Consider the following 25,209-nt stretch of genomic DNA (forward strand, 5'->3'; position numbering starts at 1 on the left):
TATTAAAGTAAATGATTGTATTTTAGTTGCTTGTGATTTTCAGTATTGCTCATCCATACTACTTAACAGACCTGCTCTAGTGGACTCATCAATTCAATTACAACCTAAGTTTATTCAAGATTTGAAGCAAATACATGTCCTGTTTCAACAGGCTACAGGTGAGTTGCTGGTAACTGGGGACCAAGAGGGAGATCCTACTTGGAATATATATTTTTATCTAGGACGGTTAGTATATGCAACTGGTGGCAAACATCGTGTCCGTAGGTTGGCAAGAGCGATTCGTCAGCATTCACCGCACATAAATATCCAAGAATTACTTGGACATGCCACACCCAATACGGAAGCTTGGGAGCTAAAGATCATTGAACAGGCTATTCACGAAAATTTACTGACAACAGAGCAGGCGCGGGCGATTATCCAGTCAAGTATTCATGAAGTTTTTTATAGTCTAAGCGATCAAAAGAATCCAAAATCATCTTGGAAACCCTTAGAAGCTTTAGTGTTTAAGCCTATCGTTGCTTTGCCTACGCTCCAGACCCTAGATAGCGTTGTTGCAGCTCAATCAAGGTGGCAACAGGCGGGATTGTCACATGTACAGAATATGATTCAAGGGTTTTCCTTTGATTTAGCACCCTATCTGGCTAATCCAGACCAATTAGACTTGATGTTAAATGCCGATGCCATCACGAGCAAAACCTATAAAACTCTCAAGAAAATTGTTAATGGCAAAAATACTCTATGGGATCTGTCAATCATCATGCACTGCTCGATGATTGCCGTGATGCGATCGCTATTACCACTGGTGGTAGATGGTATTGTCGCGTTTCACGAAGTTGCTGATTGGGTTTCACCGAAGTGGAAATTTCCCAGTAAGCCTAGTAACGTTCCCCTTCGAGGTTTGATTGCTTGCATTGATGACAGTCCTCAAGTTGCAATTGAAATGAGGCGCATCCTTGAGCCGTTGGGCTATGAAGTTTTGGGCATTACTGAGCCTTTACAAAGTGTTAGTACTTTATTGCAACGTAAGCCCGATTTGATTTTTCTGGATTTGGTGATGCCAAATACTAATGGTTACGAATTATGTACTTTTTTACGGAAAACTACGACATTTCAGGAAATACCTATTGTGATTTTGACAGGAAGAGATGGGATGATTGATCGGGTAAGAGCGAAGATGGCCGGCTCCTCGGATTTTTTGAGCAAACCACCAGATTCTGCGAAGGTTTTGCAAATACTACGTAAGTTTTTGCATCTTGCTCAACCAAATTAGCTTGGAGAAACTCCTAATTCAACTAATTAACATTCGATAAATTATTGATAATTTATTAATAAATAAAACGGTAGATAAAACAGTAAAGGGAAAGAATTTATATGAGTACAATTTTAGTGGTTGAGGACACAATGACTCAAGCTGAGATTATTACAGGCAGTCTTAGAAATGCTGGCTTTAATACGATTTTGGCAATGAGTGGCGATGAAGCTAGAACAAAAATCAGCCAACAAAAGCCTAGTGCCATTGTTTTGGACGTGGTTTTACCCAATGAAAGTGGGTTTGAGCTTTGTCGAGATCTTAAGGACAAGCCTGAGACTAAGGATATTCCGATCATTCTTTGCTCTACTAAGAGTGGCGAAATGGATAAATTTTGGGGTATGAAACAAGGGGCTTCAGCTTATCTGACCAAGCCCGTAGATGTTGCTGAACTGATCCGCACAATTAAGTTGTTAGTAAAAGATTAGGAAGGCGATCGCCATGACAAATCAGACGATTAGTAGTCAGAAAAAATCAACTCAGCTAACTAAGTCTCAGGCTGTGGTTGAGCAATTTCTGTCATTTTATTTGGATGCAGATCAGCAATCTTTATTGCCAACTCAGCAATTACTCGAAATCGTCAAGGTTAGTCTGACACAAATAACGGCGATCGCAGGTTTGGCTCCTAGCATTATGGGTATATATAACTGGCGCGGAGATGTGATCTGGGTCGTTGATTTAGCTAGTCTTTTAGGATATAAGCCTCTTTATGCACAGCAATATGAACAGGAGAAACTTCAGGACAAATGCCACATTATATTGCTGCGTAGTCAAGATAATGTAATTGGCTTGGCAGTGCAGCATGTGGGGCAGATAGTGAAATGTGATATTTCCAAAATTCAAACTTCAGCTTTAACATTTGCAAATCCAGCAATGATGCAAGCTTGTCGAGGCTATTGGTTAAGTGGTTCGGAGGAAACTTTTTTAGTGCTTGATGGCGATGCGATCGCCGAAATTGTAAGTACATAGATTAATTTCTGAACATAACCATGTCATGATTTCATCGTAATTTTTCTGAGATTTGACGGATTGAAAATTACAAAATTTCATTTTTTAATGCTTTTTTAGATGTTTAGGGAGCAGAATCAATAATGTTGACACAAAATAATCAGCCCAAAAACCAACCTCATTCAGGAGGTGCTGACATAAATGGCAATAATGCTGCTGAAAATAATGCAGAGCTTCTCGAAAACTTGCCAGAAGATGACTTTCCGCCCATTCCTCAAGCGCCTAAATCCCAAAAATGGGGCTGGCGATCGCTATCTCTAAAATCTAAATCAACAATTCTAGCGGTCATGATTGGTTCATTGCCAGTTCTGCTCATCGGAATTGCAGGATATCTCATAGCTGGCAATACTGTGACAAAGCAGGTTACTGAATCCAACACTAAGGCTTCTATCACGACTGGGGACAAGATAGCTAGGTTTATGTTTGAACGCTATGGTGATGCACAGGTGTTGGCGAACCTCCCAATTTTTACTGATTCTAGAGTACGAAAAATTTACTCCTTGGCTGAGCGCTCAGAAATTTTAACAAAATATGCCGAAAGTTATGGGGTGTACGACAGTATTGCCGTTTTTGATTTGCAGGGTAATACGATTGTACAGATGCGTGGTGGAACCCCTATTAGTAACTATAGCGATCGCCCATATTTTCAAGAAGCTATAAAGACTGGTAAGCCAGTTCTGAATCCACCCGCAAAGTCTAAATCTTCAGGCAAAGTTTCGGTTGAAATTGCTGCGCCAATCAGAGATGTTGAAACCAATCAAATAATAGGTGCGTTGCGAACTCGTATTCCTGTTAAAGTCTTGGAAGATCTAGTCTCAGCCACAGATAAGGGTGGAAGTTACAATATTGTAGATGCCAAGGGCGTAATTTTTATCTCTCAAGACAAAGATAAAGTTGGTAAACCAGTGGCAGCAGTATTTAAGGATGTCGAAAGTCGAAAAGATGGAACCCCAGCTTATTCTTATGTTGGACAAGAGATTGAGACATCAGATTACAAACTAATTGGCAATGCTCCCACTCCTGAATTAACTGGAATGCCCAACCTTAATTGGAGATTTTTATTAGTTGTTAACGACGATGTTGCCTTTCGGGCGCAAGTAGAGTTGGGGTATGTATTTTTACTTGGTGGTCTATTCTCGGCTGTAGCGGTAGGATTACTAGCTGCTCTTCTAGCAAATCGAGCTGTTAAACCAATTCAAGAAGCTGCTAAGGTGGTCGAAAAGATTGGGCTAGGCAATCTAGATTCTCGCCTTGAGGTAGTGAGTGATGATGAGCTAGGTGTATTGTCTAGTAACATTAACGGGATGGCTGAGCAACTCAAGTACCTGAATGACATTCAGCAACAAGAAGCAGGAAGATTGGAGTCGGCTCGACAAGAGGCAAGAGCAGAAGCCGATGAACGAGCTGAAGAGCAAAAGCAAGAAAAGGAACTTTTGCAACGTCGAGCCTTGGAACTATTGATGGAGGTTGACCCTGTTAGCCGTGGTGACTTGACGATTCGGGCTAACGTGACTGCTGATGAAGTAGGGACGATCGCTGACTCGTACAATGCGATTATCCGTAACTTGCGGAAACTGGTAGTTGAAGTACAAGGAGCTTCACAGTCTGTAACCCAAACCACTATCAGTAATGAAATATCAGTGCGATCGGTTTCTAATGAAGCATTGAAGCAGTCAGAATCGATTAACTCAGCGCTACAAGAAATTAAAGTCATGGCTGAGTCAAGTCGAGGCGTAGAAAATAGAGCCAAACAAGCCGAACAGGGAATGCAAGTAGCGGTATCAGCTCTGAAAGAAGGAGACGAAGCGATGAATCGCACGGTTCAAGGGATTTCTGAGATCCGTGAAACTGTGTCGGAAACAGCGAAAAAGGTCAAGCGTCTGGGTGAGACTTCGCAAAAGATTTCACGAATTGTGAACTTGATTAGTAACTTTGCTGCTCAAACTAACTTGTTAGCTCTTAATGCCGCGATTGAAGCTGCCCGCGCTGGTGAAGAAGGAAGAGGATTTAGTGTAGTTGCTGAGGAGATCCGAGATCTTGCGGAACAGTCGGCAACATCAACGGCGGAAATCGAACAACTAGTAGAAGAGATTCAATCGCAAACAAACGAAGTAGTTGCAGTGATGGAAACTGGTACTGAACAGGTGGTCACAGGTACAAAACTTGTCCAAAACGCTCGTGATAAACTAACTCAAATTGCGATGGTGAGTAAACAGGTAAACTCAATTGTGCGCGAGATTGCGATCGCTGCGGATACGCAGACCCAAACTTCCGATCACATGGGGGAGACAATGCAAAGTATTGCCGCGATCGCAAAGGATACATCTAAGCAGTCTGAAGATGTGGCGCGATCGTTCTCTGAGCTTTTGCAAGTTGCACAAGATTTACAGGTGAGTGTATCTCAGTTCAAGGTTGCTTAAGTCTCTTGGATAGTCGTCGCTTAGCGACGACTATCTGAATTCAATATTGATCATAGATTTAGAGAAAATTATGTTACTTAAAGACAAACCAGAGATGCCATCACCTGAGGATGCAGAGCAAATCTCACGTACAAAATCATCGGAAAATAAACAAATTTCCATAACTAAGACGAAATCGCCTAGACCTAAAATACCTTTCTGGAATTTACCCGCACGGGCTTGGAACAACTTAGGTGTGCGTTGGAAATTGTCGATTGTTCTGTTGTTGGTTTCGGGGCTACCAGTATTAATCGTCACACAGATACTAGTCAAATCATCAGAACAGGCTTCTCTTAAAGAATTAAAGATCTCAGTGCAGGAGAAAGGTTCTTTCTTTGTGTCAGAATATGTGCTTTGGACAAATAATGAAAGTAAGCAGGATGCCGAAGCGATCGCTAAAAGCATTGAAGATGCCAATTTAGATTTAAGCGATGCAACTGCTCTAGCCGCTAAGCGTTCTATTCTGCAACCATTACTTCAAGTTAGCGGCGAAGGTGTCGATCCCGAATCAATTAAGAACATCAAGGTGATCACAGACAATAGTGGTCGCAGTATTGAAGGAAATTCACTTGTTCTAAGTGATGATTTTTCTAAGTTTCCAATGTTGGCATCAAAAGGTCAAAAAGAATTAGTTCCTCAGGTTTATAGACAGGAAACAATCCCCACAAATAGTAATTTAGCAAATCTGCCGATTGTTAAAAATGCGATCGCGACTGGTAAGCCGATGTATGGCATCGAATTGGTAAAATCGGCTGATCTGCAAGCCCTCGGATTAGAAAAGCAAGCCAACATTGGTATCCGCCCCCAAATAACACAGGGGCTCAAAGAACCAAAGCAGCCAGCTCCAACAGGAACTTACGACATTGAGCAAGGCAAGTCAGGCTTAGTAAGTATGGCGGTATATCCAATCAAGGTCAAAGGGCGCGTAGTCGGGACTGCTGTGGTTGGAGCCTTGCTCAATCGAAATTATGGCATCGTTGATAAGTTTTCTGTACGCTACAATATGCCGACGGCTACAATCTTCGCTCAAGATTGGCGAGTCACCACCAACGTTCCTTATGTCGATCCGAACACTACAAGTACGGATAGCACCAGAGAGATCGGTACTCGTGCAGCGCGTGAAGTATCGGATAAGGTACTTCAACAAGGTCAAGAATATATTGGGGAAACGAGTATTACAGGTGTCAATTACTTGACATTTTATGCTCCTCTTTATGATCACCGTAAACTAATTGATGATACGGCTAAGCCTGTTGGCATTGCTTATGTAGGTCGTCCTCTATCCGAAGTGCAAGACCTGTTAAGTGGCTTATCCAATGCTGGCTATATAATCGCCTTAATTTCGATTGTGCTTGCTAGTGCGATCGGGTTAATCATTGCTAGTTCTTTTTCTAGTCCCTTGCGCCGTTTATCAAGTTTCACCCAAAAAGTGGGTCGTGGCGAAATGGCAGAAAGATTAACTGATAGCGATCGTGGTGATGAAATAGGCACCTTGTCTCAAGAGCTGAATAATATGGCTGAACAGCTAGAAGTCCTGATTGCTGAGAAACAGCTAGAAGCAGAGCGTATTGCGGTTGCTAGACAGGAGGTTGCTCAAAGCGAGTCGGAATCGCGCATTCAAGAACAACGTCAAGCGAAGGAATTTCTGCAAAAACGAGCCTTGGAATTGCTGATCGAAGTTGATCCGATCAGCCGTGGCGACTTGACAGTTCGCGCTAATGTTACAGAAGATGAAATTGGTACGATCGCAGATTCCTATAACGCCACCATTAAGAACCTCAGTAAGTTAGTACTAGAAGTTCAATCTGCTGCTCAGTCTGTATCTCAAAATGTTTTGAAGAACCAACCAACTATGGAAAACGTATCCAATGGTGCTTCAGAACAAGTACTGGCGATCGATCAGACGCTTGAAAAAATTCATACTCTTACCGAGTTGATCGCAGGTGTAGAAATGCGTGCAGTTCAAGCAGAAGCACAGGTGGAATCGACGAACCAAGCGTTGCTCGAAGGTGATGCAGCGATGAATAGCACCGTTGAAGGCTTCACAGCAATTCGTGAGACTGTAGCCGAAACCGCCGAAAAAGTGCAGCAGTTGGGAGAAGCTTCACAGAAAATCTCGAAGGTCGTCAAACTAATTAGCGGATTTGCCAATCAGACCAATATGCTAGCGCTGAATGCTTCGATTGAAGCTGCAAGAGCTGGAGAGGAAGGTCAGGGCTTTGGCGTTGTTGCTAATGAAGTTCGAGCACTTGCCCAACGTTCGGCAAAGGCTACCACCGAAATTCGGCAATTGATTGAGGAAATTCAATCGCAAGTTAATGATCTCGTCAAGGCAATGACAATGGGAACAAAACAAGTAACCAGTGGCTCTCAATTGGTTGAAGAAACCCGCCAGAAGCTAACTGATATTTCGGCATCTAGTCAACAAGTTAACCAATTGGTGAGAGAAATTGCTCAATCAGCTTCTTTGCAATCACAGACTTCAGATCAGGCTAGCCAAACGATTCAAAACGTAGCTGCGATCGCCACTTCTAACTCTGGCTATGCCCAAAATCTGAATGATTCCTTTAGCGAGTTACTAAAAGTTGCCGAAGAATTGCAAGTTAGTGTCGCTCAGTTTAAAGTCAACGCATAGAAACATTATTAGAGAGAGATTCAGGCAAAAAAATCAGGATAGCAGCCATGTACAGCACAGAAAGAGAAATTCACGATCAGGCATATCAATTTTTTAAGCAAGAAGCACCTGAATTTTTGCAGACGATTGAGACGGGTCTACTCTCTCTGCGGGAAGATCGCAGTACCAATAATATCCACTCGATTATGCGAGCTGCCCACTCGATCAAAGGCGGTTCCGCTAGCCTCAATCTCGAAGGTATCAAAACGATCGCCCATCAATTAGAAGATGTCTTCCGATCGCTTTACCGCTTTGAAGGCGAGATTGATGCCGATGTAGAAGGCTTGTTATTTCAAGCTTATGACTGCTTGCGCCTGCCACTAATGGATCAACTGCAATTAGGACATTACGAATCTGCCGCTGCGATCGCGGCGGCAGAACCAGTATTTGAAGTGTTAAAGCTGTATTTTGGTGATACGGATGAAGATGTTGAATTACCAACAGCGGCTGAGTTAGGTGTAGATATTGTTCAGATCGTCTTTGAAGGCGATGTGCAACAGGGAATCGCCCGCCTACAAAGTGTCCTTGCCAATCCTGAAGGTGTACCTGTAGCAGGGGAAATCCGAGCACAAATAGAAGTGTTTAGCGGTATTGGCGAATTATTAAATTTATCTGGATTTAAAGCAATCTCCGATGCAACCTTGCAAGCGCTTGAACAAAATACTGATAATCCAATTTTGGTGGGCAGGGTGGCAGTTGCTAATTTTGAAGCTGCTCGTGCTGAGGTCTTGGTGGGCGATCGCGCTCAAGGGGGGCAACCCAGCCCAGAGTTAATTGCTCTGACAAAATCTCAGTCTAAAGCTAATCAAGCTAAATCTAGTTCAACAGCAGCAATTCCAGCTTTGACGGAGGAAGACCCTTTTGAGGCAAATTTTGATGATGATGATTGGTTTAAGGCTTTAGAGGAAGGATTAAATGAGGTTGTATTTCCAGAGACTAACTCAGATATACAACTAGAGACAGAGACTGATTCAAGTTCAGAATTTAACTTAGATATATTTGTTGATACCCAACAATTTGATTATCTTGATGATATTCCCTTAGTCAATTCAGGGATATTGGAAGCAACGTCAGAAATTGAGTATTTTGATTCTCTCGATATTGATCAACTCGATCAAAATTTTGATATTTTTTCTGAGGATCTAGATGAAGATGTACAACTAGAAACACAGATAGATTTAGCTATAGATAGTTTTGGCGATAATTCTCCAGAAATGGAATTAGATCTATTTGCAGATACTCAAGAATTTGATATTTCCTTAATTAGCTCTGAAATCGATCCAGAGGCATTGGAAATAACGTCAGAATTTGAGAACTTTGATGTTCTGGATATTGATCAACTTGATCAACATTTTGATGTTTTTTCTGAGGATCTAGATGAGAATGACAATGAGCTTATAGAAACAGACTCTTTTAATGGTTTTGAAGAAGTAACAGATATATCTGAGCTATCTAATTTCTTTGAACCTAAAGAATCTTCGTTAACTAATAAATCATCTTCCCAATTAGCTGAAACTGTACCACAGCAACCCAAAAAAATATCAACTAAATATGTTACCCAAGAAATTGGTAGTACTCCTAAAAATGTTATTCCTTCCATCGCCGAAACTATTCGAGTCGCTATACCCAGATTAGATCGATTAAATAATTATTCTAGTGAATTAGTGACACAAGAGAATGCCTCAATCCTTCATAATCAACAGCTTCAAGCCAAAATTGAACGCATTCAAAAGCAATTTAAAGATTTTGATCAACTCTCTAAAAATCTGCAAACATGGCTCGATAAAGCACAGCGATCGCAAGTTAGAACTCAAGAACTAACTGTAGATTCTTCTCCTCCCGATGCCTACAATGCTAATGATGTTTCTCGGAGCTTTTCTACTTTTACGAATCTACTAGTAGATTTTGACCCATTATTAATGGATTCATATAGCCATCTGCATGGTTTTATCCAAGAGGCACTCGAAGATATTGCGCAAATGGATGAAGGGATGCGCGATATGACGGTTTTAATGCAACAGACGCAGCAAACTCAACGGCGCAAGCAGCAGATTCTCAAACAAGTACGCTATGACCTACTATGGTCGAGGATGTTGCCACTAGGAGATATTCTCAGCAATTTGCCGCGCATGGTGCGGGAGATGTCTAATAAATATAACAAACAGGTCAATCTGAAACTATTTGGAACAGGCACATTAGTTGATAAATCTATATTAGAAAAACTTTATGATCCCTTTGTGCATTTAGTCCGTAATGCTTTCGATCATGGTACTGAGCCAGCTCAAAAGCGTCTCAAAGTTGGTAAGTCTTTGATTGCAAGCATTGAGATTCGTGCGTATTATCGAGGTAATCAAACCTATATCGAAATCAAAGACGATGGTCAAGGGATTAACCCTGACAAAGTAAAAGCAAAGGCGATCGCGTCTGGTCTATTGGCACCTGAAAAAGCCGATCAAATCACTAACGAAGAGGTCTATCAGTTTTTATTTGAGCCCAATTTTTCGACAGCGGATGTAGTATCTGAGATCTCAGGGCGGGGAATGGGATTATCCACCGTCCAAGAGCAAGTTCGTAGTCTTAAAGGATCAATTGAAATCAAGTCAGAACTTGGGCAAGGTACGACTTTTACGATTAAATTGCCGCTAACACTGAGCATTGCCAAGCTGATGATTTTCAGCATTCAGGAACGCTTATTAGCGATCGCGATCGATAGCTTGCTAGGGATTATCACCGTTGATAGTAATGAAATTCAAATTATCCAAGGTAATGAGTTCTATCGTTTTGAAGATCGGCTAGTTCCTCTATATCCTATATCTTTATTTGCTGATGGTTATCCATTGCCCAAGCAATCTCTAGATATGTTTAACACAGAGTCATTTACAGAGGATAATCAGACCACTTTGTTGCTGTTTTCTGATGGCGATCAAGTTGTGGCTCTCCCAATTGATCGCGTACTTAATGAGCAGGAATTAGCGATTAAACCTTTTGGTAAAGTAATCACGCCGCCACCCTATCTATACGGTTGTACTGTGTTAGGTAATGGAACACTTGTACCTGTCATTGATAGTTCAGTTTTGCTTTCTATCAAACAGTCTACCAATTCCTTGCTATCAGCATCGCCAACACATACCACCCCACCGTTATTAGCTGAATCCAAGCCTAATGCACCCCAGAGGAAAACGATCCTAATTGTGGATGATTCACTCACTGTTCGCCAAGCACTTTATTTGACCTTAGAGAAATTTGGCTATCAAGTTATCCAAGCTGGCGATGGACGCGAAGCGATCGAGAAACTGTCTAGATCTCCTGAAATTCAAGCTGTATTGTGTGATGTGGAAATGCCGAATATGAATGGATTTGAATTTTTAACCGCCTGTCGTAAAGATAGCCGTTATCTAGATATTCCCATTGTTATGCTCACTTCCCGTAGTGGCGCTAAGCATCGCGGCGTAGCTCAGATGCTTGGCGCTTCAGGATATCTCACCAAACCCTATTTAGAACAAGAATTAATCAAAACTATCCAACAGTTACTCGTATAGGCGGAGCGAATCTTCTCCTAATATCAGATTTCATTATCCGAACTTATAATTAATTACTATGCTCAGCAGCAAAAAAAAAGAAGAAACGCTTAAATTCCTGATCTTCACCATGGCAGACCTCAATTTAGCGATCGGCATTGAGAGTGTGGTGCGAATTATCCCTTTACCGCAAATTCATCGTAGTGGTGATAAATTATTGGGAATAGCAAACTATGAAGATCAAGAGGTTTTAGTCATCGATTTGCACAAGCGAATCTATGGTAAGGAAATAAATCTTGCTAAAGGGTTTTTGGTGATTTTTGCAGGTCTAAACTGTTTGTATGGTATTACGATCGCCACTTTACCAAATGTGGAGAATGTTTCTGTAAATAGTTTGCAGCCAATACCACCTGCATATCGCGAGATTGACACATTAGGAATTGCTAGCCACACAATGCAAGTCTCCATTAAAAGATCTAATCCACAAACTGTATTTCTACTAGATTCCGAACTGTTACTAAAGATGGCAGCTTAGCTGCACCACCAAAACAACAAAAAAGGCGGCGCTTTGCGCCGCCTTTTTTGTTGTTTTGGCTAGAAAGCAGCGATCGCCTTTTCGACGATGGCTAAAGCTTGGTCAATCTCCTCAGCAGAGACGATCAGAGGAGGCACAAAGCGCACCACCTTCACACCCGCAGGAACTAGTAGCAACCCATTTTCAATTCCTGCCGCAACCACATCACGGGCTTGGATCTGGCTGGACTCTTGCAAAACTAAACCATCGATTAAGCCCCAGCCACGGACTGAAGCAATATGCTGGGGATAGCGATCGCAAATAGCTTGTAGCCCAGTTCGCAATTGTTGACCACGCTCTCTCGCATTGGCAATCAAATTATCCTGAACCATCGTGCTACAGACTGCTAGAGCCACGGCACAGACAAAAGGATTACCACCAAAGGTACTCGCATGATCCCCAGCCTCAAACACATCGCAATGCGCCTTACACATCATCGCGCCAATGGGAATGCCGCCGCCTAATCCCTTTGCTGAAGTGAAGATATCGGGCTGAATGCCAAGATTTTCATAACCCCAAAGCATTCCACTACGACCCATACCAACTTGGACTTCATCAATTATTAACAGAATTTTCTTCTCGTCACAGATTTCACGAACACGAGCAAAGTAGGTGCGATCGCCAGGATTTACGCCACCTTCACCCTGTAGTGGTTCGAGCATGATCGCGCAAAGTCTACCTTCATATTTTTTGACTGCATCTTCGAGGGCGGCAATGTCGTTATATTTAATGTAGTCAAATCCTCGGACAAGGGGCGCAAAATTCTTGTGGTATTTAGGTTGACCCGTTGCTGTAACAGTGGCTAGGGTACGTCCGTGAAAACTAGCATTTGCAGTCAAAATTAAGGGATCTTCAATGCCGAGTTTAGTATGCGCATACTTACGCGCTAATTTGATCGCGCCTTCATTTGCCTCAGCACCAGAGTTACAGAAAAAAGCCTTATCCGCACAAGAGTTTTGTACCAGCCATTTAGCTAATTGACCTTGGGGCGCAAAATAGAACAAATTAGAGGCGTGGTGAAGAGTTTGGATTTGCTCAGTTACAGCTTTGACCATTGCAGGATGTGCGTGTCCCAACGTACAAGTAGCAATGCCAGCCACAAAATCCAAATATTCTTTACCTGTACTGTCCCAGACTCGGCAACCTGCACCTCGCTCTAAGGCGATCGGGAAGCGAGCGTAGGTACTCATCACATATTGATTAAACTCGGCAATGGGATCAGTTGAAACCTGATTATCTGCCTGAACTTGAGATTGTACTTCTAACGTAGTTGGAGACATGGATAAAAATGTGATAATGCTGTTAATTTCATTATGAATGATACGAGAGTTTTCGTAAGTACTTCTGTAGTGGAATTAGCGAATAAACCCAAAATTTTTATTGAAAGTTTTACAAGGTAAAACTTTCAATAAAAATTTTGGGTTTTACGTCAGCGCTTTGCGCTGTAATGATATTGCAGTTGTCGCCATAGGAAAAAATATGCCATACATTATTCAAGGTCAAGGTACTCCCCATGAGCGCATCTGCGAGCTACGATATGGTGTAAATACGATTGGACGAGGACTAGATAATAGTATTGTCGTTGAAGATGATGCTCGTAGTCTTTCACGTCATCATGCAGAAATTCAGGTAACAGATAAAGGCTTATATGTTACCGACTTGAATAGTAGTAATGGCACTTTTGTTAATCAGGTCAAGATTATTCAACAAAAGCTTAGCCATGGTGACTTGGTACAGTTTGGTAGTGTCGTATTTCGATTAGTTGATGACTCGCAATCTGGGGATGATTCTACTTCTGGTCAAAAAGTAATTCCAAATTCAGGTTTATCGATTGTAATGCGAGTTTCTCCAGAGAAATCTCGTGTGAATATGCAAGATTTGCTGAAAGAGCAGAAATTAACGACATCAGGCTCGGTGTTGATGATTCAGGGGACGGATGAGGTACAGAGAACATCGGCAAAGTTGCGAGTTTTGCTGGAGGTTAGCCAAGAATTAGCATCTCCCGAAGCTTATTCAGCTTTACCTGAAAAGATTTTGGAATTATTGCTGAAAATAATGTCAGTCGATCGCGCTGTCTTATTACTTGTCGATGAAAAAACTGGACTACTAGAACCAAAAGCCTATAGATTTAGCAATCCTAGCGCCACAGCCGATCTTGATTTTTATAGTCGCAAAATTACTAATTTTGTATTTAAGCAGGGAGATGCGATTATCAGTGATGATGCTTCGCTCGATCGCCGTTTTGATAGTTCGCAATCTATCATTCAACAATCGATTCAAGCCGCGATGTGTGCGCCATTAAGACCCAGAGATCAGACGATCGGTGTTCTGTATGTGGATAATTTATCCCGTGGTCATGCTTACCATAAAGAAGATTTAGAATTTTTGAGTAGTCTTGCTAACCAAGCTGCGATCGCAATCGAAAATGCCAATCTCTATCGCAATATGCAATCAGAAGTGATCCGTCGTACTAAGCTAGAGCGATTTTTTCCTGCCGCTGTCAGCCAAAAAATTGAGGAAGGCTGGGATTTAAATCGGATTATCGAAACCGAAGTGACCGCTTTGTTTTCTGATATTAGTGGTTTCACCGAAATGACAGCGCCGATGCAGCCCCGTAAGGTTCTCGAATTTTTGAATGAATATTTCAAAGTAATGGTCGAGGATATCGTCTTCCCCTTTGGTGGCACCTTAGAGAAATATATCGCTGATGCCCTATTAGCGGTATGGGGTTCACCCTATCAAAAAGAAGATGATGCGATCATGGCAGTGAATGCTGCGATCGCGATGCAATGGGCGATGAAAGAGTTAAATGAACAGTGGACAGAACAGGGACGCGATCTGCAAATCCAGATTCACATTGGGCTAAATACAGGAATGGTTGCCGCAGGGAATATTGGCTCTGAGAATCTCATTCAGTACACCAATATTGGCGACACAATGAATGTGGCTAGTAGAATTTGTACAGCTGCGAAGGCGGGGGAAGTCTTTATTTCTGAAAGTACAAGGACTCATATTTCCAGTCAGAATCTACCACTAGAGAAGCTAGACCTGATTAAGGTAAAGGGGAAAGAAGATCCATTGCAGTTGTATCGAGTCCTTTGGGAAAATGTTGATGTTAAAGAAATGCTTAGTAAAACCAAAACTAAGTTTTCAGGTCCGACTCCCTAGGTTTAGCACTAAGGGATCTGCGATTTAATAAAGTACCAAATATAAAACCAGAATCAGTGGGGCGGCTTCGCCGCCCCACTGATTCTGGAAAATCTGGATTGGCACTTTATTTTTTCGCAAGTCCCTAAGTACCTGTGCATCTGTTTGGTTTGAAATTCTCAAAATGGCAACGCCATTTTGAGAATTTGTATTAATGGCTTGCTCGTGTATAATTCATTCCTATTTGCACAGCTTAATTTCTATGGTTGCCAACCTTATAAAGCCACTAGTAGACAATTTTTGGAGCGAATATAACATTCGCTTAGAGCCTTGGAGTATGGGCTATGATGCACCTGTCAGCATTAATCCTGAAGAAATTCCTACAAGCGACAGGGTAAATACTGAAGTTGAGTTTGAAAATGGTGAATGGCAACCAATCAGGGCTGCGATCGCACCCGAACTTCCTAATCAAATTTTGTTTATCGATGGCAGACTGCGCCTCGATGCTAGCTTTTTGGGGCGGCGAGATGATGAGATTTTGTATGGTGCGTTTGCGACGATCTCAGTGGGAGCAGTATTAGTCGATCGCACGATCAACAGAGCAAAATGTGTAGCGACAGAAGTAACGAGGATTATTGCTCTGGGTGGAAATTTGACTCCCCCTGTAACGTCAATTCCTTGTCCTGTCAGTGGTCGAGGTGATTTGAGATACGATCGCTGTTTGACTAGTAGTAACAATCAGCCAGACACTCCATCTCAATTAGTGCAGGGCGAAATGCTCGACGAAGAACTGCGAATTGCTAATGCTCTCTCTTTAGATAAAGAATTAATCAAAGAGAATACGCTAATTGTTCGCGATGGACCCTTACTCTATCGAGTTTATCAAACTCCCTACGATACGATGGGTTATGTGAAAACAATGGGTAAAGCCTATCTCAAAGGAGACAATGCCCAAGTCATGCGATCGCTAAAAGTCGGAGAGCGGACTCCAATTTTTAGGATTTCTAATACCAATGGCTCGAATCTCAGTTGGTATTTGCGATCGGGTAGTAAAGATTTGAACTATAAAAAGCTGGGCTATCACGATTTACATGGAATTATTCGCATTGATCTAGATGGCGCAATTCCCCTAGAGCGAGCTAAGGCGATCGCGGATCAAAGCACATATTTAATTCCTCAATATGCCTCGCATCCTACGCGCGATCCCCGTGCCCCGCAAAACCTCACCCCAGTGGGAGCCTTAGAAAAAGAGCTGGGACGCAGAATGGGTAGTCGTGAATTAATTTCTCGGCGTTTACGTGGCTTTTTAGCTGATTCTGCAAATTTTCAGCCAATCTAGCCAACCCAAAATATAGCGGTTTTGAGGTGAGCGTAAACTCACCTCCAAGCTCAAAAGATGAGAGGCAGCGCAAAGGCAGTGCCTCTCATCTTTTGAGCTTGGAGAATAAAAACATCGCGATCGCCCCGATCGCAAAACCGCTAACATGAGCCAAATATGCCACCCCTGGTAAATTAGGATTCGCTATCGCGGCATAAACAGTTTGACCTACAATCCATAAGCCTAAAAATACTGCCGCAGGAATCGGAATTGCTGTGATAAAAAAGCCTAAAAATACTAAGCTCAAAATCCTTGCGCGAGGAAAACGGATTAGATATGCGCCCATTACACCTGATATCGCACCACTAGCTCCTATCATCGGAACTAAAGACATTGGCGCAGTCAGCACTTGAGCAACTCCTGCTACAGCTCCACAAAGCAAGTAAAAAAACAAAAACTTCCAATGCCCAAGCTGGTCTTCAATGTTATTGCCAAATAGATATAGGAACCACAAGTTCCCAACTAAATGGAAAATATTGCCATGGAGAAACTGTGATGATATTAATGCGATCGCGCCTTTTGATGGATTAGCAATTAATTCTTTTGGAAATAATGCCCAATTCCCTAACCATTCCCCCAGTTGAAAGTTTGGCAAACTAGTTTGATATCCAAAAATCAGCACATTTATTAAAATCAGCGCATAGACAACTATAGAAGTGTCTTGAGTCGGATTATCATCATGTAAAGGAAACATTGCTAACCATAAGCAACAGCTTTATAGATTTTAGCAATTACATCTCAGCATTTTGTGTAATTCCTATAATTTCTTGGCTTTGTGTCTCATCTTCAATAACTTTATCGTCTCTGGGTCAGAGTCTTTGCTCCAGACAAGACGATGCCCTTGAAGTTCCGCACAGTATTCTTTTAATTTTTGTTGCCAGCCTTGCCAATGTGAAATATCTTTCATGTTTTCTAGCAATCCCCAACTTTCTTCTTGTTGGGTCAATTTTGCAAATTTTTCATGCTGTGGGTAGTCGGGAAGGATATAGGCATCTTTGCAATGAAGTACTGGAGGATTATCGGAATTGGGATAGTCACGATAATGAACCTGTAAATCTCTCAGGTCAATTTGCATTGAGGCTTGCATTTTTGGGTGAGGATCTCGATCAAAGTCAGGATAAAAAAGATAACTTATTTTCGGTTTATGAAGATGGAATTTGATCAGCGTGGCTCCATCCATTCTACCAATGGTGCGACTGGCACATCCTTCATAGAGTCTGAGCATAGTATCAAGATGTTCTAAAGCCGAAATATGAACATAGAGGGCTTGATGATCTAGCCGTCCAATTTTGCTATTTCGACAACAGGTAGCGATGAAACCTTCACGACCTAAATTAAATAACATCAGGTCAGAAGTGGTACTTGCGCCTTGATAAGAGCCAAATAGAGATTTGATATCGGTTTGGTATGGCGTTGAAAGTTGGCTTAATTTGAGTCGTTTGTAAGGGTTATCAAAATTGCTAAGGGCTAGGAATACCAAGATATCTTGGCGACGCTTATCAGCGATCGCATCCCATTCATTTTGATTTGTGGCGCTGACAATCAAGTTAAAGGCGCGGCGTACCGTTCCAAATTCTGTCAGTAACGGCTCGAAGTTTTGCAATTCCTCTCCAACGGGTAATCGTCCCCGTTCAGTAAAGAAATCCATTAGGGGAGTAAGTAATTCACGATAGTCTTCAAATCGTTTGGAGACAAGTCGGATTCTGGGTGTTGTCGCTCTCGAACGAAAACGTGATGCTCTAAAGCTTTGTGCTTGCATCTCATCGCGAAATACAAAATAAATACCGAGAGCGACAGGCACAGAATCTACGCCTAATACTTGATCGATATAGAGTTTGAGTTCTTCTTGTTCGTAGTATTTCTGAAATGTGTTACGACTACTCACCACACCATCACTGTAGGCGATTTGCCCTCTGCCCACGTCTCCAATTAAAACTTGTGCCGAGACAATTAAAACTTTTTGCGTTAATTCCCATGCTTGGATGAGGGCTTCTCTTCTTTCGATCTGCGATTCGATGACGTTGATGATATAGCCGAGGTTGACGATTTCGGCGCTTGTGCGATCGCATTGTGGTCGATAGTATGGGTCCCAACCATTACTGGTAAAGCCGCGATCGCTAATTCTTTTGATATCTTCGCCATGCCCACAGCCATAGTCAAAGAAGGTTGAGCTTTCTGTAAAGAGTTCCGCTTCTAGGGCAAGTCGAACAGGCTTGGATAGATCGGGGCGATGAATGGCAGCTTTATGGCGCTCAATTTTGATGTTGCCTTCACCCTCAGCCCCTTTCCCAGAGGGCGATGGGAGTAAGATGACTTGATGGTCTTGAAGTTCGACATTGTATTCTTGTAGACGTTGCTCCCATCCTTTACGAGTGCCGATGGTGCGCGTCTCATGAAATAAGCCGATCGCTTCTTCTTGTTTGGTTAATTGGGCAAATAGTTGATAGTTGGGGTAATCTGGGCTTACAAAGGTTTCTTTGCGATGCAGTATTGGAGGATTAGGTGAGTTTTGATAGTCTCGCTGCTGAACTATTTGGGCTTTTAGGTCAACTTGAATACTGTGATGTAATGCAGGATGTGGATCTGTGTCAAAGTTTGGATAAAACAAATAAGAAATCTTGGGTTGTTCGTAATTAAATTTGATCAGAGTAAATTCACTTTCTTCTGGAAGTAGTAATCTGGCTTGGCGATCGCATTCTTGTAATTGTGGAGATAAAGAGGCGATCGCTGATCTATGAACATAGAGAGCAGTGGGTAGCTTTTTGCCAACTTTGCTTTGTTGACAGAGGGCAAGGAGTTGGTTGTGGGTATACTCTGTGATCATTGCGACAAGAGCTTTATTGAATGTTTAGATTATACTAGTAACACCTCATTACCCAAGTAATTGCCAAGGTTAAGCCATGACTCTAACTTTAACTAAAACGGCTGATCAATACCTCGTCAAGCAGGCTGTGACATGGGAGCAATTCAAGGCTCTGCAATCTGCGTTTGCAGAAATTGGCGGAGTAAGATTAAATTATTGTGAAGGAGTAGTAGAAATTGTGGGCATTGGTTTGCTGCATGAAATGGTATCTACCTTGTTGGGTGCGTTGCTTAATTACTATTTTTTAGTTAAACGGATTCGATTTACTGGTACAGGTGCTTATACCCAAACCATTGAGCCTAAGTTAGAGTTTCAAGCAGATTTATCTTTTGCATTTGGTGACAATCCTGAACTTACAGATTTATGTATTGAGATTGTGGTGACTAGTGGCAGCGTCAAAAAGTTAAGAAAGTACCAGTTAAGAAATATTCCTGAAGTTTGGTTTTGGCAAGACGGCAAGATCAAGATTTATTGCTTACAAGATGGAGAATATGCACAGGCTGAAGCAAGTGGATGTTTGCCTGATTTGGATATTGCTCATTTGGAACAATGTTTGCTGATGGAGTCACAGTTAGAAGCGATGTTGGCTTTTCAGGAAAAATATAAATGATATGATGATCGCTGTTGACCTGTGCGATGTATTCTTGTTGCAACGTGTTTTAACAACAAACTGAGTGGAGATCGTTAATGAGTCAAGGGGCTAATGCATTACCAAAGTCCGAGCAGCTAAATATTGAAGCATTTTCAAAACTATTTACGCATACAGCAAACTCTTACAAATATTTATTTTTCTTGGCGTTGTTGAATATTCTGAAGCAAAGAAACTTTGATCATGCTCCTATTGCACTACAGGATCTTATGGTTGAAATGTTAGTCGTTGCTTGGCAGGTATACCATCCACATCGATTGTCATTTGGAAATAAAGATATGATCGCAGGCAGATTTGAAGTTTTTGCTGAGGTTGGGAGCAATCTGTCAGGAGAGGAATTACGAAAGGCGATCGCTTCTAAAATGTTAAGTACTACTAAAGAGTTGAAAAAATTTGCTCCTTATCGTCTGATTAGACCATTTTTTGAAATGGAACTCAAGGGAGTTAAAAGTGGTGAGACAAATCAAAATATTGCCGCATTATCCCGCGATCGCTTTCAAGACAAAAAGCCTTTATACTTCATTAACGATCAAGATGAAACAATTTCATTACATCCTGAATGGATAGAATATTTAAAGACCAATTATGATGTTGTTTACCAGTGGGCTTTTGCTGCATGGCTAGGATATATGCAAAAGTGCAATCTTGGCACAAACGATCTACAAAACAAGATAAGTATTGTGTAAGAAGTTTACAAAAACTCAGCAGATACAAGGAAAAGTATAAGACCTAAAGATGAAGTCTAGAACAATAATTCAAGCCATTATCGAAGTCATGAAAATGGTTGGTCAACCCATGACAGTTACCGAAATCTATAATTCAATTATTGAGAATAATTTCTACACATTTAAGTCTGATGAACCTATTCAAATCGTTAGAGGACAACTGAGAAGACACTGTGAAAGTCTTAATTTTGGTTCAGCATCACCAACGAAGTACTTTGTTATTCTTTCAAATCAATCTTACTGGTTAAAAAATTTACCTCTAGAGGAAGTAATTCAAGAAGCAAAACCAGATATACCCAATGAAGTTTCTTTTGAGGAGTTGGGGGTATTACATAAAAAGTACGTCGAAGATTTTCGGCAAAGAGTTTTGGAATCGCTAAAATCTCTCGATCCAAGGACTTTTGAAATATTTAGTAAAAGACTATTAGAAGCATATGGATTCCATGATGTTAACGTGACCAAGAAAGGTAAAGATGGGGGGATTGATGGCTATGGCAAGCTAAAAATTGGTCTTGCAGATTTGAAAGTTTCTTTTCAATGCAAGAGATGGAACAAAACCTCTGTTGGTCGGAAGGAAATCGATCAATTTAGAGGTGCTGTTCAAGGTAAATGCGAACAGGCTATTTTCTTCACGACATCTACTTTTACTAGAGATGCAGAAAAGGTTTCGTTTCAAGTAGGAGCAGTACCAGTAATTTTAATTGATGGTTCTTTGATTGTAGATCTAATGGTTGAGAAAAGATTTGGAGTTGAAGTTCAAAGTATGCCCATTTACATTAGTGCATTGGATAATGTCATAAGCGAAAATGATAATTTGGATCTAGATATTTAGTTAGTTGTTGATTTCACTATTTCAATTAGATTCTCTACCTTCCTAATATTTGTATCGCCTGCTAAGTAACCGATGCCACGATGGAGATGTAAGCGAAATTGGGTAGCTAGGGTTTCTTTGTCGGTGGCTAGTCCATCGTTATAACAGCGTTGTTTGAGGGCAACAATTAGAATATCTGACAGATTACCAGCAAAAACTTGCCAAGTCATCTCCACATTGCTATCTGTGACAATATTAATAATTGATGGAGGAGTTGGTTCAGCCAGAGATTTACATAACGCCCAACGACAGAGGACGTTCCAATATTCAATACGAGTAGCACGTTTGAGTTTGAGTAGTTGCTCTCTGGCATTTTGAGAGAGGCGAATGCGATCAATAGGTGGTTCCATAGGTTAGATGATTGGTAATTGGTAATTGGTGATTGGTGATTGTTTACCAGAAGTATCCTGATCGCACGGAGGTGCGGTTGGTTGATTCGTCGTAGTCTAAGAGATATTCGTGTGCGAGTAGTTGATTTTGGCGGAGGCGAGTTACTTCTTCTTTGCCAATTTCGGTATCAGTTGAGAGTAGGATGACTTGCTGACTGGCGTTGGGGAAATAGCGATCTAGAAGGTTGAGGCGGTGGGATGAGTCCAAACGACCGAGAGGAGTATCGATCACGACAGGTAACTGACAACCTGAGACACGGGCCAATCCCCATAAAAAGGCGATCGCTAACATTTGTTTTTCACCTGCGGAGAGACGATGTTTGGGGATAGATTTACCCTCAGCATTGTATAGCTCTAGGCGAAATGTATCGGGAGCAATCGTGATACGATGAACAAGTCGGGATTTATGTAAAAGATGGAGAAAGCATTCGGTGACGCTGTTTTCTAGTTGAGCGATTTTATGGGCGGTGAGTTCTTTTCTAAATGAATCCATTGTTGATTGCACTTTAACAACAGACTGAAAGAAAAATTCTAGATTGCCTCTTGCGACTATGGTTGTTCCATAGTTTTCTAGTTCTTTTTTACTAGAAATTAACTTGCGTTCGAGTAGTGCTAAGTTGCGCTGAGAGTCGTCTAGCTCATTTGCTAAGGACTCACAAACTGATGCAGCTTCTTCTTTTTTCTGTAAGAGTTGTTGATAGATTTCTGGACTTGCCGCAGAGGCAATCACATTTTGGATTTGGGTACTTTCGCGATCGCAAGATTCTAATTTTTGCGCTGCGGTACTAGCTAAAGTGACGGTTTTAGGTAAATCATGCTCTAAAAGATTTGAGAGTGATTTCACTAGATCTATATCGCTTCCAAGCCATATTTCTCCATGCTGCGATTCATCTTCGAGTTGAGCGAGTTCATTTTCTAAAAACTCTTGGACTAGGCGATTGTATTTTTTAGGGAAGTTCTGGTCTATAAATTCTGTCAACTTGCGATCGCGCTCTTTAATTAGATCTAGAGCAGCTTTAGCTTTTTGCAGATGGAGCTCTTTTTGACTTTGGGAAAGCGCTTGTTCTAAGAGAGGTGATTGAATTAGCATCAGAGGTAAACAAGTCTCTGCTAAATCTAGCAATTCTTTTCTTTGCTGATCGGCTTCTTCTTTGAGTCTTTGATAGCTTTGTTCTAGCTCTTGCTTATCTCCTGCGGCTTTCCCTCCTTTACGCATAAATTCACGTTCAGCTTCTGCAAAAGTAGCTTTAGCTTGTTCGAGGTCGGCTTCCAGTTGAGTTTTATGTGTTTCTTCTAATTCAATCTCGGTGGATTGTTGAGCGATTAGAGTTTCAATCTCTGTAAGTTTATTAAAAGCTTCTGTGTCAGATGATTCACGTCGTTTTTTGCTAGCTAAGACTTCTAAATCAATTTCTAAGCGATCGACTAGTTCTAATCCGAGAATTGTGCGAATAGCATCGACAATACCCTGTGTGGGAGTGTCTTGCAGTGCAAGTTCTCGCACTTGTTCGCCATCAAATAGAAATAAGCCTGAAATACCGATGGGCATGATCTCTTCAATAAATTCATCCCATGTGCTAGTCAGAGTTTCGTTATTCCAACCATCAACTCGGACTTCTAAAATATCGCGCCCATTTTTTGGTTGCTGTGTCCAGCGACGGGAGATCGAGATGGGAACTTGGCGTAGTTCAGATTTATTGAAACTAGCTTGTTCAAAGACTAATTCGATCGCAGCTTCTTCGCCGATTTTGGCTTCGCGATTGACGCTTTGAGATAAAAATTCGCCATAGCTTAAGTTTCCTCTTGTGGAGCATTGAGCTTTTGCGCCGTATAGAACAAGGCGGAGGGCATCGATAAAGGTCGTTTTACCACCACCATTTAAGCCACCTAACAGGACAATTGGTGGATGGTCTTGATTGACATCGACAGAAAGATTAATCGTGTGCTTTCCTTGGTAAGCACCGAAATTTTGCAGAGTTAATTCACGAAAAATCAAGACTGTACCTCTGCAACTGGGGAGCCAAATTTCATCGATGCCCAACTATTGACTTGGGGGGGAGCCTCTGATTCGTTAGGTTTGGCTGGCTGTCCTAGGGCAAGCTGGCGGACTTTATTGGCATCTCCTTCCTCGGCGGCATCTTTTATATTTTTGACCCTATGGGCATTTTGAATTGCTTCTTCTGGCGATCGCGAACTGGTCTCAAAGCATTTTTCGAGAGCTTCATAGATACCGACGCGGCGCATTTTGCCATAATGTTGCTTTTCAACGCTGAGCAGTTTGGTGGTGAGTTCGAGGTGCATGGCGTTATCACCGCAGAGTCGAGCGAGGATCTCCCATTCATCGGCTCCTAACAGGCTTTGATTGTTAGGATTGTTGATATCTTGGAATTTTTCGCTTGTTATATCGAGATAAATATGGGGTAGTGCGTCATCAAATTCATGTTTGTCTTCACGCCAGATCCGTCGAATTTCGCTGAGTTCGGCTTGAGTAATTAGCTCAATCTCTTGCATCTCAAGTGGTGCATTTTTACGTGCTTCGGTTTGTGCTTTAAGTAATTCTCTAAGCCAATTTTCACGCCATGTTTTGGTATAAGGTCCTGGGATCGGCTTTACTTCTTGTTTCCCATCGCTGTTGTGGGTAAATAGCTGTACGTTGCCACTCATGCGGCGAAAGTCACGTTTGTCCCAGTCATCAGGAATATCGAGGGCGTTTCTTAGATCTAGCATTGGCTGCATCCATTCTTTTTCGTCGTCATTGAGGATCATCGCTTCCATAGATTTGTCTTTGTTGACGAGGGTGCATACCCAGCAACCAAAGCGGGAGTCTCCACAGCTAGGTGTATTGCTATCGATCACCAGAGGACATTCATTATCGGCAGTTGCACCGCGATACATGGTGAAGAGATCTTGATTGCTATTGCCCCAAGGGTTGGCATATTGCATGAGGTATAGCCATACTTCACTGTTGCTCCAGTCGGCAATGGGGCTATAGATTAAGGAGTTAGGTAGGCTGCCGCTATAGAGCAGGGATGTGAGATTGCTGTCGCCAATGCGATCGCCAATACTGCCCATTTCATGATCGTTCATCGATCGCGATCGCCTAGAGCTTTCGGCTTTGCGAGTGCCAAGGACGATGATTACTTCACCTTTTGCCCTGACGACGTTTTGAATAAATTGGTTGGATGGTTTGATTTTGAGGCGTTCGGTACACCATCTAAAGCCGTTGCGGGGGGCAGGGTAGCCTTTGCCGATGAGGTTGACCCAGAAGGTGTCTTTGACATCAGGGACTAGTAGTTTTGCGGTGATGGGTAAGCCTTGCTCAGTTGCGGAGGCTTGCATATTGGCGATCGATTGCTTGACCCATGCGGCGACGATGGGGTTTTCGACACGGGTGTCGGTGGTGATGACGTAAATCTGTTTGGTTCGGCGATCGCTTGGTAGTTGTTGGAGGGCTTGCCAAACGAGTTGAAGGGTGGCGGTGGAGTCTTTGCCGCCTGAATAGCCAATAATCCAAGGGATTTCGTCATGGCAATACAACTGCTGGATCTCAATTATCAGCGCTTTGATATCTTCGATTAATTGGGGTGCAGTGCGTTGTGGTTCGGTCATGGTTAGTAAATTTGCCTTGGTTTTCGGGATATCCCT

General features: G+C 42.0%; 18 protein-coding genes. 12 read left to right on the forward strand and 6 right to left on the reverse strand.

The features are described from left to right. Nucleotides 1-79 precede the first annotated feature (79 nt). The 7 genes from CQ839_RS03415 to CQ839_RS03445 all read left to right on the forward strand — a co-directional run bounded on the left by CQ839_RS03415 (nucleotide 80) and on the right by CQ839_RS03445 (nucleotide 11,503). Entirely contained in the window at nucleotides 80-1,270 is a 1,191-nt protein-coding gene (locus CQ839_RS03415) for a response regulator (protein ID WP_103666877.1), read from the forward strand. A 101-nt stretch (nucleotides 1,271-1,371) separates the two neighbouring features. Next, nucleotides 1,372-1,737 (forward strand): response regulator transcription factor, encoded by a 366-nt coding sequence (locus CQ839_RS03420; RefSeq protein ID WP_103666878.1) that lies wholly within the window; start codon nucleotides 1,372-1,374, stop codon nucleotides 1,735-1,737. A 13-nt stretch (nucleotides 1,738-1,750) separates the two neighbouring features. Further along, nucleotides 1,751-2,278, forward strand: coding sequence for a chemotaxis protein CheW (locus CQ839_RS03425; RefSeq protein WP_103666879.1), 528 nt, complete (start codon nucleotides 1,751-1,753; stop codon nucleotides 2,276-2,278). Between the two features lie 122 nt (nucleotides 2,279-2,400). Continuing rightward, nucleotides 2,401-4,737, forward strand: coding sequence for a methyl-accepting chemotaxis protein (locus tag CQ839_RS03430; protein ID WP_103666880.1), 2,337 nt, complete (start codon nucleotides 2,401-2,403; stop codon nucleotides 4,735-4,737). 70 nt (nucleotides 4,738-4,807) lie between these two features. Then, nucleotides 4,808-7,411 (forward strand): methyl-accepting chemotaxis protein, encoded by a 2,604-nt coding sequence (locus tag CQ839_RS03435; protein ID WP_103666881.1) that lies wholly within the window; start codon nucleotides 4,808-4,810, stop codon nucleotides 7,409-7,411. Between the two features lie 47 nt (nucleotides 7,412-7,458). Continuing rightward, the gene (locus tag CQ839_RS03440) at nucleotides 7,459-10,989 is read left to right on the forward strand and encodes a hybrid sensor histidine kinase/response regulator (RefSeq protein WP_103666882.1); all 3,531 of its coding nucleotides are present in this window, start codon (nucleotides 7,459-7,461) and stop codon (nucleotides 10,987-10,989) included. A gap of 58 nt (nucleotides 10,990-11,047) precedes the next feature. After that, on the forward strand, nucleotides 11,048-11,503 hold the full coding sequence (locus tag CQ839_RS03445; protein WP_103666883.1) for a chemotaxis protein CheW: 456 nt from the start codon (nucleotides 11,048-11,050) through the stop codon (nucleotides 11,501-11,503). Nucleotides 11,504-11,562: 59 nt separating this feature from the next. Here CQ839_RS03445 and CQ839_RS03450 read toward each other — a convergent pair whose 3' ends face one another. Further along, nucleotides 11,563-12,822, reverse strand: a complete 1,260-nt coding sequence (locus tag CQ839_RS03450) for an aspartate aminotransferase family protein (protein ID WP_103666884.1) — start codon at nucleotides 12,820-12,822, stop codon at nucleotides 11,563-11,565. A gap of 199 nt (nucleotides 12,823-13,021) precedes the next feature. On the opposite strand from CQ839_RS03450, the gene CQ839_RS03455 reads away from it, so the two are divergent. Then, nucleotides 13,022-14,710 carry an adenylate/guanylate cyclase domain-containing protein gene (locus CQ839_RS03455; protein ID WP_103666970.1) on the forward strand — a complete coding sequence of 563 codons (1,689 nt, stop codon included), beginning with the start codon at nucleotides 13,022-13,024 and terminating at the stop codon, nucleotides 14,708-14,710. 241 nt (nucleotides 14,711-14,951) lie between these two features. Then, nucleotides 14,952-16,028, forward strand: a complete 1,077-nt coding sequence (locus CQ839_RS03460; RefSeq protein ID WP_103666885.1) for a hypothetical protein — start codon at nucleotides 14,952-14,954, stop codon at nucleotides 16,026-16,028. An 85-nt stretch (nucleotides 16,029-16,113) separates the two neighbouring features. Here the strand turns inward: CQ839_RS03460 and CQ839_RS03465 are convergent, their stop codons facing one another. After that, entirely contained in the window at nucleotides 16,114-16,761 is a 648-nt protein-coding gene (locus CQ839_RS03465) for a rhomboid family intramembrane serine protease (protein ID WP_103666886.1), read from the reverse strand. A 63-nt stretch (nucleotides 16,762-16,824) separates the two neighbouring features. Then, complete coding sequence (locus CQ839_RS03470; RefSeq protein ID WP_103666887.1) at nucleotides 16,825-18,891, reverse strand: DNA phosphorothioation-associated putative methyltransferase; 2,067 nt, start codon at nucleotides 18,889-18,891, stop codon at nucleotides 16,825-16,827. A gap of 76 nt (nucleotides 18,892-18,967) precedes the next feature. Here CQ839_RS03470 and CQ839_RS03475 point away from each other — a divergent pair, with 76 nt between their 5' ends. From CQ839_RS03475 to CQ839_RS03485, 3 genes are all read left to right on the forward strand, one after another. Then, nucleotides 18,968-19,540: a Uma2 family endonuclease gene (locus CQ839_RS03475; protein WP_103666888.1), complete on the forward strand. Its 573-nt coding sequence runs from the start codon at nucleotides 18,968-18,970 to the stop codon at nucleotides 19,538-19,540. Between the two features lie 77 nt (nucleotides 19,541-19,617). Then, nucleotides 19,618-20,265: a hypothetical protein gene (locus CQ839_RS03480; protein WP_103666889.1), complete on the forward strand. Its 648-nt coding sequence runs from the start codon at nucleotides 19,618-19,620 to the stop codon at nucleotides 20,263-20,265. 49 nt (nucleotides 20,266-20,314) lie between these two features. Beyond that, nucleotides 20,315-21,136 carry a restriction endonuclease gene (locus CQ839_RS03485; RefSeq protein WP_103666890.1) on the forward strand — a complete coding sequence of 274 codons (822 nt, stop codon included), beginning with the start codon at nucleotides 20,315-20,317 and terminating at the stop codon, nucleotides 21,134-21,136. On the opposite strand, the gene dndE is transcribed toward CQ839_RS03485, so the two are convergent. The 3 genes from dndE to dndC are packed head-to-tail and all read right to left on the reverse strand — an operon-like array spanning nucleotide 21,133 to nucleotide 25,173. Then, nucleotides 21,133-21,525: a DNA sulfur modification protein DndE gene (gene dndE / locus CQ839_RS03490; protein ID WP_103666891.1), complete on the reverse strand. Its 393-nt coding sequence runs from the start codon at nucleotides 21,523-21,525 to the stop codon at nucleotides 21,133-21,135. The genes CQ839_RS03485 and dndE overlap by 4 nt on opposite strands. A gap of 43 nt (nucleotides 21,526-21,568) precedes the next feature. Continuing rightward, complete coding sequence (gene dndD / locus CQ839_RS03495; protein ID WP_181016078.1) at nucleotides 21,569-23,560, reverse strand: DNA sulfur modification protein DndD; 1,992 nt, start codon at nucleotides 23,558-23,560, stop codon at nucleotides 21,569-21,571. Further along, a complete protein-coding gene (gene dndC, locus CQ839_RS03500) occupies nucleotides 23,557-25,173 on the reverse strand; it encodes a DNA phosphorothioation system sulfurtransferase DndC (protein WP_103666893.1) in 1,617 nt (538 codons plus the stop codon). Before dndC ends, dndD begins: the two co-directional genes overlap by 4 nt. Nucleotides 25,174-25,209 lie beyond the last annotated feature (36 nt).

This window comes from Pseudanabaena sp. BC1403 (genome assembly GCF_002914585.1).
In the GTDB taxonomy this organism is placed as follows: domain Bacteria; phylum Cyanobacteriota; class Cyanobacteriia; order Pseudanabaenales; family Pseudanabaenaceae; genus Pseudanabaena.